11 protein-coding genes are annotated in these 13,384 nt (G+C 45.6%); all 11 read left to right on the forward strand.

The window, feature by feature from the left end:
- The first annotated feature begins 165 nt into the window (after positions 1 to 165).
- Positions 166 to 669, forward strand: coding sequence for an RNA polymerase sigma factor (locus tag KSX81_RS10130; protein WP_004298201.1), 504 nt, complete (start codon positions 166 to 168; stop codon positions 667 to 669).
- Between the two features lie 418 nt (positions 670 to 1,087).
- Positions 1,088 to 1,558 carry a division/cell wall cluster transcriptional repressor MraZ gene (gene mraZ, locus KSX81_RS10135; RefSeq protein ID WP_004307337.1) on the forward strand — a complete coding sequence of 157 codons (471 nt, stop codon included), beginning with the start codon at positions 1,088 to 1,090 and terminating at the stop codon, positions 1,556 to 1,558.
- Complete coding sequence (rsmH, locus tag KSX81_RS10140) at positions 1,545 to 2,459, forward strand: 16S rRNA (cytosine(1402)-N(4))-methyltransferase RsmH (protein WP_044919145.1); 915 nt, start codon at positions 1,545 to 1,547, stop codon at positions 2,457 to 2,459. The genes mraZ and rsmH overlap by 14 nt, the downstream gene beginning before the upstream one ends.
- Before the next feature lie 6 nt (positions 2,460 to 2,465).
- Positions 2,466 to 2,822, forward strand: coding sequence for an FtsL-like putative cell division protein (locus KSX81_RS10145; RefSeq protein WP_004298204.1), 357 nt, complete (start codon positions 2,466 to 2,468; stop codon positions 2,820 to 2,822).
- A gap of 76 nt (positions 2,823 to 2,898) precedes the next feature.
- A complete protein-coding gene (locus tag KSX81_RS10150; RefSeq protein ID WP_004307341.1) occupies positions 2,899 to 5,025 on the forward strand; it encodes a penicillin-binding protein in 2,127 nt (708 codons plus the stop codon).
- Between the two features lie 29 nt (positions 5,026 to 5,054).
- The gene (locus KSX81_RS10155; RefSeq protein ID WP_004298206.1) at positions 5,055 to 6,503 is read left to right on the forward strand and encodes a UDP-N-acetylmuramoyl-L-alanyl-D-glutamate--2,6-diaminopimelate ligase; all 1,449 of its coding nucleotides are present in this window, start codon (positions 5,055 to 5,057) and stop codon (positions 6,501 to 6,503) included.
- Positions 6,504 to 6,593: 90 nt separating this feature from the next.
- Positions 6,594 to 7,862 (forward strand): phospho-N-acetylmuramoyl-pentapeptide-transferase, encoded by a 1,269-nt coding sequence (locus KSX81_RS10160; RefSeq protein WP_004298207.1) that lies wholly within the window; start codon positions 6,594 to 6,596, stop codon positions 7,860 to 7,862.
- Positions 7,863 to 8,003: 141 nt separating this feature from the next.
- Positions 8,004 to 9,338: a UDP-N-acetylmuramoyl-L-alanine--D-glutamate ligase gene (gene murD, locus KSX81_RS10165; RefSeq protein ID WP_004298208.1), complete on the forward strand. Its 1,335-nt coding sequence runs from the start codon at positions 8,004 to 8,006 to the stop codon at positions 9,336 to 9,338.
- A gap of 32 nt (positions 9,339 to 9,370) precedes the next feature.
- The gene (locus KSX81_RS10170; protein WP_004298209.1) at positions 9,371 to 10,699 is read left to right on the forward strand and encodes an FtsW/RodA/SpoVE family cell cycle protein; all 1,329 of its coding nucleotides are present in this window, start codon (positions 9,371 to 9,373) and stop codon (positions 10,697 to 10,699) included.
- 31 nt (positions 10,700 to 10,730) lie between these two features.
- On the forward strand, positions 10,731 to 11,852 hold the full coding sequence (gene murG / locus KSX81_RS10175) for an undecaprenyldiphospho-muramoylpentapeptide beta-N-acetylglucosaminyltransferase (protein WP_004307349.1): 1,122 nt from the start codon (positions 10,731 to 10,733) through the stop codon (positions 11,850 to 11,852).
- Positions 11,853 to 11,940: 88 nt separating this feature from the next.
- A complete protein-coding gene (gene murC / locus KSX81_RS10180; RefSeq protein ID WP_004298211.1) occupies positions 11,941 to 13,317 on the forward strand; it encodes a UDP-N-acetylmuramate--L-alanine ligase in 1,377 nt (458 codons plus the stop codon).
- Positions 13,318 to 13,384: the final 67 nt, after the last annotated feature.

A 13,384-nucleotide genomic window follows, 5' to 3' on the forward strand; every position in this document is an offset into this window, starting at 1 on the left:
AAAAAAACACCACCCAAAAACTATCAAAAATGACCTAAAAACTATCCGCGGATAGTTTTCGGATAAAAAAACGTCAGTTTTTCCCCTACCGGGTTTCAAAAATTCATGTAAACTTGCAACATCGAAAATAACAAACGAATATTCACCTTTAAAAAGCAACACATTATGAAAAGTTTAAGCTTCAGAAAAGACTTAGTAGGAGTACAAGATGAATTACTACGCTTCGCTTATAAACTGACAACTGACCGTGAAGAAGCAAACGATTTGTTGCAGGAGACATCATTAAAAGCATTAGATAATGAAGATAAATATACCCCTGATACAAATTTCAAAGGATGGATGTATACCATCATGCGCAATATATTCATAAACAACTACCGCAAGGTAGTCCGCGACCAGACATTCATCGACCAGACTGATAATCTTTATCATCTGAATTTGCCACAGGATGGAAGTTCTGAAAATACAGAAAGAGCATACGACCTGAAAGAGATGCACCGTGTAGTTAACAAACTCCCCAAAGAATACAGAGTTCCGTTTGCGATGCACGTTTCAGGATTCAAATACCGTGAAATTGCGGAAAAACTGAACCTCCCGTTGGGTACAGTGAAAAGCCGTATTTTCTTCACGCGCCAGAAATTACAGGAAGAGTTGAAAGACTTCCGCTAAACCTTAACTATATAAAACTTAGTGATTTTGAATCACATATTTCTTTAATGCAGATTTTTAGTTTTGATAATGATTAAAAGGCAGAAATACTCCGGTATATTCTGCCTTTTCTTTTATTGCGAAGATTAGTTGTCCGACACCCGGGTGTCGGGTGCACTGAGACCCAGGTGTCAGATAAACCTCTATTGCATGAAAAAGAATCTCCCCCACCACATTATTTAAATTTTACCTATACAGACATTTTTTCCGTTCTACGCCCACGGGCTCCCCACCAGTAAAGCATTCTCGAAGGCACATCATTTTCAAGCAAATAGACATTTAACATTCTGTTGAAAACTTCTCTGAAAGTTTTTTATGGAAAGTTGTGGGGAATTGTGGGGAATTTCATACTTTTACGGTCGCTTATTATAATAAGGTAATGATACGTTTTTTAGGAAATATTGAAGCCAGGGCGGACGCCAAAGGAAGGGTGTTCATACCCGCCACCTTCAGGAAGCAATTACAAGCCGCTTCCGAAGAGAGGCTTATTATGCGTAAAGACGTATTTCAGGACTGTTTAACCCTGTACCCCGAGAGCGTGTGGAACGAGGAGTTGAACGAGCTACGTAGTAGACTTAACAAATGGAATAGCAAACACCAACTTATTTTCAGGCAATTCGTGAGCGACGTTGAAATAGTGACACCTGATAGCAACGGGCGCATATTAATTCCGAAACGGTATTTACAGATTTGCAGTATCCATGGGGATATTCGCTTTATCGGCATCGATAACAAGATAGAGATCTGGGCGAAAGAACGGGCAGAACAGCCTTTCATGTCACCCGAAGAGTTCGGTGCAGCATTAGAAGAAATTATGAACGATGATAATAGACAAGATGGAGAAAGATGAATTGACATATCACGTACCTGTATTGCTGAAAGAAAGCGTTGACGGTATGAATATCCAACCGGATGGAACGTATGTAGACGTTACATTCGGAGGAGCGGGACATTCGCGCGAGATCCTTTCACGGCTCGGAGAAGGCGGACGTCTGCTGGGATTCGACCAAGACGAGGATGCTGAACGGAACATTGTCAACGATACTCATTTCATCTTCGTGCGCAGTAACTTCCGCTATCTGCACAACTTCCTGCGTTATCACAACATCGAACAGGTAGACGCGATCCTGGCCGACCTCGGCGTATCTTCCCATCATTTCGATGATAGCGAACGTGGCTTCTCCTTCCGTTTTGACGGGGCACTGGATATGCGTATGAACAAGCGTGCCGGTATGACAGCAGCAGATATCGTGAATACTTATGATGAAGAACGTCTTGCAAACATCCTCTACCTGTACGGGGAACTAAAGAATAGCCGCAAACTGGCTTCTGTCATCGTTAAAGCCAGAAGCGGACAGAATATCCGGACCATCGGTGAGTTTTTGGAAGTCATCAAACCGCTTTTCGGTCGTGAACGCGAAAAGAAAGAGCTGGCAAAGGTGTTCCAGGCACTACGAATTGAAGTAAACCAAGAGATGGAGGCGTTGAAGGAGATGTTGCTGGCTGCTACGGAGGCATTAAAGCCGGGCGGCAGACTGGTAGTTATCACCTATCATTCGCTGGAAGACCGAATGGTGAAAAACATCATGAAGACAGGCAATGTAGAAGGAAAAGCGGAAACCGACTTCTTCGGCAATCTGCAAACGCCTTTCCGCCTTGTCAACAATAAGGTAATCGTTCCCGACGAGGCAGAAATAGAACGAAACCCGCGGTCGAGAAGCGCCAAATTACGAATTGCAGAAAAGAAATAAAAAGATATGGAAGAAGAAGTAGTAAACAAGAAAGCAGAAGAGGACAAGAAGAAAAAACGCACCTCTCTGAAGAGTATTCTGGGTGGAGACATTCTGGCTACCGATTTTTTCCGCCGTCAAACGAAGTTGCTGGTACTTATCATGGTATTCATCATCTTCTACATTCACAATCGTTATGCCAGTCAACAGCAACAGATCGAAATAGACCGGCTGAAAAAGGAATTGACAGACATTAAATACGATGCACTGACTCGCAGCTCAGAGCTGATGGAAAAGAGCCGCCAGTCACGCATTGAAGATTATATATCGAGTAAGGAAAGCGATTTGCAAACATCAACCAATCCTCCTTACCTTATTAAATAGATGATAGTGGATAGTTGATAAATGATAGTTAAGCGTTTAAAAGACAAATACTGTGGCAGTTAATAAAAAGAACATAATGACCCGTTACTTCTTCGTCATCCTGTTGATGGCGTTGATAGGAGTAGCTATTGTTGTAAAAGCAGGCATCACCATGTTTGCCGAACGACAATACTGGCAGGATGTGGCTGACCGTTTCGTAAAAGAGAATGTGACGGTAAAACCTAATCGTGGAAACATTATTTCTTCTGACGGTAAACTGATGGCCAGCTCTCTGCCCGAGTACAGAATATATATGGACTTTATGTCCGGTGAAAAGGATGAAAAACGCAGGCAGAAAGATCAGGCACGCCGGGATTCCATCCTCAATGCCAATATGGATTCAATCTGTATCGGACTTCACAAGATATTCCCGGACAAGAGTGCGGCTCAATTCAAGGCACACCTCAAGAAAGGACGCCAGGCAAAAAGCCGCAATTATCTGATTTATCCGAAACGTATCTCCTATATACAATATAAAGAGGTAAAGAGACTGCCTGTATTCTGCTTGAACCGGTATAAAGGCGGATTCAAGGAACAAGCTTACAATCAGCGTAAGAAACCGTTCGGTTCACTGGCTGCCCGTACACTGGGAGATGTGTATGCAGACACAGCCAAAGGAGCGAGAAATGGTATCGAACTTGCTTTCGACACCATCCTGAAAGGGCGGGACGGATTGACACACCGTCAGAAGGTGATGAACAAATACCTGAACATTGTCGATGTGCCACCAGTTGATGGTTGCGATCTGATTAGTACTATCGATGTAGGTATGCAGGATATTTGCGAGAAGGCGTTGGTGGATAAGCTGAAAGAGCTGAATGCGAGCGTGGGTGTGGTGGTATTGATGGAGGTAAGTACCGGAGAAGTGAAAGCCATCGTCAACATGATGCAAGGCAAAGACGGTGAGTACTACGAAATGCGCAACAATGCTATTAGTGATATGCTCGAGCCGGGGTCTACTTTCAAAACGGCCTCTATCATGGTAGCTCTTGAAGACGGAAAGATCACGCCGGACTATGTGGTAGATACCGGCAACGGCCAGATGCCGATGTATGGACGTGTCATGAAAGACCATAACTGGCATCGCGGAGGATATGGAAAGCTGACTGTTACGGAAATTCTAGGGGTTTCGTCCAATGTGGGTACCTCTTATATTATAGACCATTTCTACGGCAGCAACCCGCAGAAATTTGTAGACGGGTTGAAACGGATGAGCATCGACCAGCCGTTACACCTGCAGATTGCGGGAGAAGGAAAACCGAATATACGCGGCCCGAAAGAACGTTATTTTGCAAAGACAACATTGCCGTGGATGAGTATCGGCTACGAGACACAGGTTCCACCGATCAATATTCTCACATTCTATAATGGGATAGCCAACAACGGAGTCACCGTGCGTCCGAAGTTTGTCAAAGCTGCCATGAAGGACGGGGAAGTAGTGAAAGAATATCCGACAGAGGTAATCAATCCCAAGATTTGTTCGGATAAGACTTTGGCACAGATCCGTGAGATTCTCCGAAAAGTGGTTGGTGAAGGACTTGCCAAACCTGCGGGAAGCAAGCAGTTCCACGTTTCAGGAAAAACAGGAACGGCGCAGATTTCACAGGGAGCAGCCGGATACAAAACGGGAAGAACAAATTATCTGGTTAGTTTCTGCGGGTATTTCCCGTCAGAAGCACCTAAATATAGCATGATTGTCTCTATCCAGAAACCGGGATTACCGGCTTCGGGAGGTTTAATGGCAGGTAGTGTGTTCAGCAAGATTGCAGAAAGGGTGTATGCCAAAGACTTGCGGTTACCGCTGACCAATGCGATTGATACTAATTCCGTAGTCATTCCGAATGTAAAAGCCGGAGAGATGCGCGAAGCGCAACGAGTATTGGAAGAGCTGCAGATTAACGTACAAGGCAAAATCGCTGATTCGGGCAAAGAGGTTTGGGGAAATACCCATTCTGCCCCACAAGCTGTGGTTCTTGAGAGCCGGAGCAATATGCAGAATTTTGTACCGAGTGTGATAGGTATGGGAGCGAAAGACGCTGTGTACTTGTTGGAAAGCAAAGGATTGAAAGTCAATCTGGTCGGCGTAGGCAAAGTAAAAAGCCAGTCGATAGCCAACGGAACGATTGTTAAGAAGGGACAGACAGTGACGCTTACGCTTAATTAAAAATTAAAGATTAAAAATTGAATAGAGTGATGTTATTAAATGAGTTACTGAAAGCAATCCAACCGGTAGAGGTAGCCGGAGATTCAAACATAGAAATCACCGGTGTCAACATAGACTCCCGTCTAGTGGAAGCCGGACAGCTATTCATGGCAATGCGTGGCACACAAGCCGACGGCCATGCTTATATACCTGCTGCCATCGCAAAAGGAGCAATCGCCATCCTTTGCGAGGATATGCCGGAAGAACCTGTAGCGGGGATCACCTATGTACGAGTAAAAGACAGCGAAGATGCGGTAGGAAAAATTGCCACTACCTTCTACGGAGACCCGACTTCCAAGTTGGAACTGGTCGGCGTTACCGGAACGAACGGAAAAACAACGATCGCTACCTTATTATATAATACATTCCGTTATTTCGGCTATAAGGTGGGATTGATTTCTACCGTTTGCAATTACATCGATGATGAACCGATTCCGACAGAACATACTACTCCTGATCCAATCACGTTGAACTGTTTGTTGGGACGGATGGCAGATGAAGGATGCAAATATGTGTTCATGGAAGTCAGCTCCCACTCGATTGCACAGAAACGTATCAGTGGATTAAAGTTTGCAGGAGGGATCTTTACCAATTTGACCCGCGACCATCTCGACTATCATAAAACAGTAGAGAACTATCTGAAAGCGAAGAAGAAATTCTTTGACGATCTGCCGAAAAATGCATTCAGCCTGACCAATCTGGACGATAAAAACGGACTGGTAATGACGCAGAATACACGTTCGAAGGTCTATACTTATTCATTGAGAAGTCTTAGCGACTTTAAAGGACGGGTATTAGAGTCTCATTTCGAAGGGATGCTGCTCGACTTCAACAATCATGAACTGGCAGTTCAGTTTATCGGAAAGTTCAATGCTTCCAATTTGTTGGCGGTATTCGGGGCGGCAGTTCTGTTAGGCAAGAAAGAGGAAGAGGTGCTTGTAGCTCTTAGCACACTTCATCCGGTAGCCGGACGCTTCGATGCGGTCCGCTCACCGCAGGGAATTACGGCGATTGTTGATTATGCACATACCCCGGATGCTCTCATTAATGTACTGAACGCTATTCATGGAGTGCTTGAAGGAAAAGGAAAAGTGATTACCGTGGTAGGCGCCGGCGGTAACCGCGACAAGGGCAAACGCCCCATCATGGCAAAGGAAGCTGCCAAAGCGAGTGACCGCGTCATCATCACTTCCGACAATCCGCGCTTTGAAGAGCCGCAAGACATCATCAATGACATGCTTGCCGGACTGGATGCGGAAGATATGAAGAAAACACTAAGCATTGCCGACCGTAAAGAAGCGATTCGCACGGCTTGCATGCTGGCGGAGAAAGGAGATGTAATTCTCGTTGCCGGAAAAGGACATGAGAATTACCAGGAGATAAAAGGAGTGAAACATCATTTTGATGACAAAGAAGTACTCAAAGAAATTTTTAAATAACGAATAGACTGTGCTAATATGCCGACCGGCTTCGTTATCTATCCGACAGCAACCGGCATAACAACACATCAATAAATTGGCAAATTATTTATGTTATACTATCTATTTGAATGGCTACATAAGCTCAATTTTCCAGGAGCGGGAATGTTCGGATATACTTCATTCCGTGCTTTGATGGCGGTTATCCTCGCATTACTTATTTCAAGTATCTGGGGAGATAAGTTCATCAACCTACTCAAAAGGAAACAAATCACAGAAACGCAGCGTGATGCTAAAACCGACCCGTTTGGCGTCAATAAAGTAGGCGTGCCGAGCATGGGAGGTGTCATCATCATTGTAGCCATCCTGATCCCTTGTTTATTGTTAGGTAAACTGCATAACATATACATGATACTGATGCTGATCACTACCGTATGGTTGGGATCGCTCGGATTCGCAGACGACTATATCAAAATCTTCAAAAGAGACAAAGAGGGTTTGCATGGCAAGTTCAAGATTATCGGTCAGGTCGGTTTAGGTTTAATTGTCGGAATGACCTTGTATTTAAGTCCGGACGTAGTGATCCGTGAGAATATCGAAGTTCATAATCCGGGACGGGAGATGGAAGTGATACACGGAACGAATGATCTGAAATCTACCCAGACAACGATTCCTTTTTTCAAGAGCAACAACCTTGATTATGCTGATCTGGTTTCGTTCATGGGAGAACATGCGCAAACAGCCGGATGGATATTGTTCGTCATTGTCACAATCATTGTGGTTACCGCCGTATCAAACGGCGCCAATCTGAATGACGGTATGGACGGAATGGCAGCCGGGAACTCGGCAATTATCGGTGCAACGTTGGGGGTACTGGCCTATGTATCATCGCATATCGAATTTGCAGGCTACCTGAACATCATGTATATTCCGGGCTCGGAAGAACTCGTAATCTATATCTGCGCCTTTATCGGTGCACTGATAGGTTTCTTATGGTACAACGCCTATCCGGCACAAGTATTTATGGGAGATACAGGCAGTCTTACTATTGGCGGTATTATCGCAGTGTTTGCCATCATCATCCACAAAGAGTTGCTGATACCGATTCTTTGCGGTGTATTCCTGGTAGAAAACCTGTCGGTAATCCTGCAACGGGCTTATTATAAGGCGGGAAAACGAAAAGGTGTGAAACAGCGATTGTTCAAGCGTACACCGATTCACGATCACTTCCGCACTTCGATGAGCCTGATTGAACCGGGATGCACGGTGAAATTCACCAAACCCGACCAACTGTTTCATGAATCAAAGATTACCGTCCGGTTCTGGATTGTAACGATTGTATTGGCAGCAATAACGATTATAACGCTTAAAATAAGATAACCGGCAAGGTGCCGGAGCCAAGTTTCCATACGGGAAACAAGTTTTATAGATAGAGAGTATTAACCCGATTATTAACTTTTAAAGATGTGCACAGCTAATAGATAAATCAATCAATTAGAAAATAAGGGCACATTATTGTAGATGAAAAGAATAGTAATTTTAGGAGCTGGCGAAAGCGGCGCAGGTGCAGCCGTACTCGCTAAAGTCAAAGGATTTGAGACGTTTGTTTCGGACATGTCCGCTATCAAGGACAAGTATAAGGAACTTCTCGACAGCCATCAGATTGCCTGGGAAGAAGGACACCATACCGAAGAACTCATTCTGAATGCCGACGAGGTAATCAAAAGCCCCGGTATCCCGAATGATGCCCCGATCATCCTGAAACTGAAAGCTCAAGGCACACCGGTGATCTCCGAGATAGAGTTTGCCGGACGCTATACTGATGCCAAAATGATCTGTATTACAGGTTCTAACGGGAAGACCACAACGACTTCCCTGATCTACCATATTTTCAAAAGCGCAGGTCTGAACGTAGGTTTGGCAGGCAACATCGGCAAAAGCCTTGCTTTGCAGGTAGCCGAAGATTACCACGATTACTATATTATCGAACTTAGCTCTTTCCAGCTGGATAATATGTATAACTTCCGTGCGAACATCGCCGTATTGATGAACATCACTCCGGACCATCTTGATCGCTACGACCATTGTATGCAGAATTACATCGACGCTAAATTCCGCATCACCCAAAACCAAACACCGGACGATGCTTTCATCTTCTGGAACGATGACCCTATCATCAGACAGGAACTGGCAAAACATGGTCTGAAAGCTCACTTGTATCCTTTTGCCGCTGTAAAAGAGGATGGAGCGATTGCATACGTAGAAGATCACGAAGTGAAAATCACCGAACCGATTGCCTTCAACATGGAGCAAGAGGAACTGGCCCTGACAGGACAACACAACCTGTACAACTCTTTAGCCGCCGGTATCTCGGCAAACCTTGCCGGCATCGCCAAAGAAAACATCCGGAAAGCCCTCTCCGATTTCAAGGGAGTGGAACATCGGTTGGAAAAGGTGGCACGTGTGCGCGGAATTGATTTTATTAACGACTCTAAAGCCACGAATGTCAACTCCTGCTGGTATGCCCTGCAAAGCATGACTACCAAAACGGTATTGATTCTCGGTGGTAAAGATAAAGGAAACGACTATACTGAAATTGAAGACCTGGTACGCGAAAAGTGTTCAGCACTGGTATATCTGGGACTTCATAACGAAAAGCTTCACGAATTCTTCGACCGTTTCGGTCTGCCGGTAGCCGATGTGCAAACCGGCATGAAAGATGCCGTAGAAGCAGCCTATAAACTGGCAAAGAAAGGTGAAACGGTATTATTAAGTCCTTGCTGCGCTTCTTTCGACCTCTTCAAGAGTTACGAAGACCGTGGCGACCAATTTAAAGAATGTGTCCGTGCCCTTTAATTTCTAATTATTAATTTTTAAATTCTGCAAGATTGGATTTATTAAAGAACATATTCAAAGGTGACAAGGTAATCTGGATTATCTTCCTCTGTCTCTGCCTCATCTCGATCATCGAGGTGTTTTCGGCAGCGTCGACGCTGACTTACAAAAGTGGCGACCATTGGGGGCCGATTACGCAACACTCCATCATCCTGATGGTGGGAGCTGTGGTAGTCGTATTTCTGCATAATGTTCCCTACAAATGGTTCCAGGTATTTCCGGTCTTTCTATATCCGGTATCTCTGGTTCTACTGGCATTTGTCACGCTGATGGGCATCATCACAGGCGACCGTGTCAACGGGGCCGCCCGTTGGATGACCTTTATGGGATTGCAATTCCAGCCATCGGAATTGGCAAAGATGGCGGTAATCATTGCCGTCTCATTCATCCTGTCCAAAAGGCAGGACGAATATGGGGCCAATCCGAATGCCTTTAAATATATCATGATCCTCACCGGACTGGTATTCCTGCTCATCGCACCGGAAAACCTTTCGACAGCAATGCTGCTGTTCGGAGTGGTATGTATGATGATGTTCATCGGACGGGTATCTTCCAAGAAACTGTTCGGGATGTTGGGGATATTGGGGCTTGTAGGCGGTGTTGCCGTAGGCATACTGATGGCTATTCCCGCCAAAACACTGCACAACACTCCGGGACTTCACCGTTTCGAAACGTGGCAGAATCGTGTTTCCGGTTTCTTTGAGAAAGAAGAAGTGCCGGCAGCCAAATTTGATATTGACAAAGACGCACAGATTGCACACGCGCGAATCGCTATTGCTACCAGCCATGTAGTAGGCAAAGGTCCGGGAAACTCGATACAACGCGACTTCCTTAGCCAGGCATTCTCCGATTTTATCTTCGCGATTGTGATTGAAGAAATGGGACTGGTAGGAGGAATATTTGTGGTGTTCCTCTATTTATGGTTGCTGATGCGAGCCGGACGAATCGCCCAAAAGTGCGAGCGAACCTTCCCCGCCTTTCTCGTCATGGGTATTGCGCTGTTGTTGGTATCACAGGCAATACTGAATATGATGGTTGCCGTCGGGTTATTCCCCGTCACCGGACAACCCCTGCCTCTGGTCAGCAAAGGAGGTACAAGTACGTTAATCAACTGCGCTTATATCGGAATGATATTAAGCGTAAGCCGATATACCGCTCATCTGGAAGAACAGAAAGCGCACGATGCACAGATCCAACTGCAAATAGAGGCGGATGCCGCAGCCAATTCGGAAGCACAGGCCGCAGCCGAACCGACAGCGCAGATTCTGAACAGCGACGCCAAATTTGAAGATGAGCATGATAGCAGAAACAATGAACGGTAAATGTTGAGAAAGGACAGAAGAAAACAGAATGATGGAAAAAGAACTTAGAATTATCATCAGCGGTGGAGGAACAGGAGGACATATCTTTCCTGCCGTCTCTATCGCAAACGCTATAATAGAGCTACGCCCCGACGCAGAAATTCTCTTTGTAGGCGCTGAAGGACGTATGGAAATGCAACGGGTTCCCGATGCAGGCTACCGGATTATCGGACTTCCGATAGCCGGATTCGACCGCAAACATTTATGGAAAAATGTATCCGTATTGATTAAACTGATGCGCAGCCAATGGAAAGCGCGCAAAGTAATCAAAAACTTCCGCCCGCAAGTGGCGGTAGGTGTAGGCGGATATGCAAGCGGGCCGACACTAAAGACTGCCGGAATGATGGGAGTCCCCACATTAATCCAGGAACAAAACTCGTATGCCGGAGTTACCAATAAACTCCTGGCACAGAAAGCTCGTAAGATTTGTGTAGCTTATGACGGAATGGAAAAGTTCTTCCCCGCCGACAAGATCATCATGACGGGTAATCCCGTCCGCCAGAACCTGACAAAGGATATGCCGTCAAAAGAAGAAGCGCTAGGTTCTTTCCACTTACAGCCCGGCAAAAAGACAATCCTGATTGTAGGTGGCAGCTTGGGTGCACGCACCATCAACAACACGCTGACAGCCAGTCTGACAACCATCAAGGAAAACACGGACGTGCAGTTTATCTGGCAAACGGGCAAATACTATTACCCGCAAGTAACAGAAGCCGTAAAAGCGGCAGGAGCACTTCCGAATTTATATGTAACGGATTTCATCAAAGATATGGCAGCCGCTTATGCAGCAGCCGATCTGGTTATCTCCCGTGCGGGAGCAGGTTCCATTTCTGAATTCTGCCTGCTGCACAAACCTGTTATCTTAGTGCCCTCGCCCAACGTGGCAGAAGATCACCAGACGAAGAACGCCTTAGCGTTGGTGAACAAACAGGCAGCTATCTACGTCAAAGACAGTGAAGCGGAAACCACTTTGATGGACGTAGCCCTGTCCACTGTCAACGACGAGCAGAAACTGAAAGAACTAACAGAGAATATCGCCAAACTGGCTTTACCCGATTCAGCGAGAATCATCGCACAAGAGGTCATTAAGCTGGCGGAAGCAAAGAACAGATAAATGGACGATCGGATTACGCAGATTGAAGTAACGGCACAATGCCCGTATCAAACAACGTAATCTGCACTAAAATAAAAAGACAGAAGAAATGAATATAGAAACGATAAAATCAGTCTATTTCGTAGGTGCCGGCGGCATCGGTATGAGCGCACTTGTACGCTACTTCCTTTTCAAAGGAAAGGTAGTGGCAGGATATGACCGTACTCCTACTCCATTGACTGAAACGCTAATCTCCGAAGGCGCACAAATACATTATGAAGAAAACGTCGACCTGATTCCCGCAGCCTGCAAAGACAAGGAAAGTACGTTAGTCATATACACTCCGGCCGTTCCGCAGGAACACGAAGAACTCGTTTATTTCCATAACAACGGATTCGAAATACAGAAACGCGCCCAAGTATTGGGAACGATTACCCACTCAAGCAAAGGTCTGTGTGTGGCAGGTACCCACGGGAAAACAACCACATCGACTATGACAGCTCATCTGTTCCACCAGTCGCACGTGGAATGTACCGCTTTTCTCGGAGGAATCTCAAAGAATTACGGCACCAACCTGCTGCTTTCTCAAGCAAGCCCTTACACAGTGATTGAAGCGGATGAATTTGACCGTTCTTTCCACTGGCTGTCACCCTATATGACCGTAATCACGTCTACCGACCCCGATCATCTGGACATCTACGGAACAGAGCAAGCCTACCTGGAAAGTTTCGAACATTACACCACGCTAATCCAACCGGGTGGCGCACTGATTATCCGCAAAGGCATCTCTCTGCAACCCAAAGTGCAGCCGGGCGTTCGTGTCTACACTTACTCACGTGACGAAGGCGACTTCCATGCAGAAAACATCCGTATCGGAAACGGAGAGATATTCATCGACTTTGTTGCTCCGGGCACCCGTATCAACGACATCCAACTGGGAATTCCGGTAAGCATCAACATAGAGAACGGCGTAGCCGCCATGGCCTTGGCACACCTCAACGGGGTGACCGATGAAGAAATTAAAAGAGGTATGGCAAGTTTCCGAGGAGTAGACCGCCGGTTCGACTTCAAACTCAAGAACGACCGGATTGTCTTTCTAAGTGACTACGCACACCACCCCTCTGAAATCAAACAGAGCGTGTTGTCTATGCGCGAACTTTACAAAGACAAGAAGATCACAGCCATCTTCCAGCCTCATCTCTATACCCGCACCCGCGACTTCTATCAGGATTTTGCCGATAGCCTGTCGCTACTCGACGAAGTGATTCTGGTAGACATCTACCCGGCACGTGAAGCACCAATTCCGGGCGTCACCAGCAAACTGATTTATGATAATCTCCGTCCGGGTATCGAAAAAAGTATGTGCAAAAAGGAAGAGATACTGAACATTCTGAAAGATAAAAACATTGAAGTATTAATTACTTTAGGAGCCGGAGACATCGATAACTATGTCCCCGAAATAAAGGAACTATTAGAAAAAAGATAAATGAATAATCATCCGGCAGCCTGTCCGAAACAGCGCAAGCATTTTAATTTTTAATCTTTAATTTTTG

Origin of the sequence: Bacteroides sp. MSK.18.37, assembly GCF_019129155.2 — a bacterium.
Lineage (GTDB): Bacteria > Bacteroidota > Bacteroidia > Bacteroidales > Bacteroidaceae > Bacteroides > Bacteroides ovatus.

What these genes read in the sequence shown, in the direction of transcription:
- KSX81_RS10130 (WP_004298201.1), top strand. Translation starts at nt 166, where the DNA reads ATGAAAAGTTTAAGCTTCAGAAAAGACTTAGTAGGAGTACAAGATGAA.
- mraZ (WP_004307337.1), top strand. Translation starts at nt 1,088, where the DNA reads ATGATACGTTTTTTAGGAAATATTGAAGCCAGGGCGGACGCCAAAGGA.
- rsmH (WP_044919145.1), top strand. Translation starts at nt 1,545, where the DNA reads ATGGAGAAAGATGAATTGACATATCACGTACCTGTATTGCTGAAAGAA.
- KSX81_RS10145 (WP_004298204.1), top strand. Translation starts at nt 2,466, where the DNA reads ATGGAAGAAGAAGTAGTAAACAAGAAAGCAGAAGAGGACAAGAAGAAA.
- KSX81_RS10150 (WP_004307341.1), top strand. Translation starts at nt 2,899, where the DNA reads ATGACCCGTTACTTCTTCGTCATCCTGTTGATGGCGTTGATAGGAGTA.
- KSX81_RS10155 (WP_004298206.1), top strand. Translation starts at nt 5,055, where the DNA reads ATGTTATTAAATGAGTTACTGAAAGCAATCCAACCGGTAGAGGTAGCC.
- KSX81_RS10160 (WP_004298207.1), top strand. Translation starts at nt 6,594, where the DNA reads ATGTTATACTATCTATTTGAATGGCTACATAAGCTCAATTTTCCAGGA.
- murD (WP_004298208.1), top strand. Translation starts at nt 8,004, where the DNA reads ATGAAAAGAATAGTAATTTTAGGAGCTGGCGAAAGCGGCGCAGGTGCA.
- murG (WP_004307349.1), top strand. Translation starts at nt 10,731, where the DNA reads ATGGAAAAAGAACTTAGAATTATCATCAGCGGTGGAGGAACAGGAGGA.
- murC (WP_004298211.1), top strand. Translation starts at nt 11,941, where the DNA reads ATGAATATAGAAACGATAAAATCAGTCTATTTCGTAGGTGCCGGCGGC.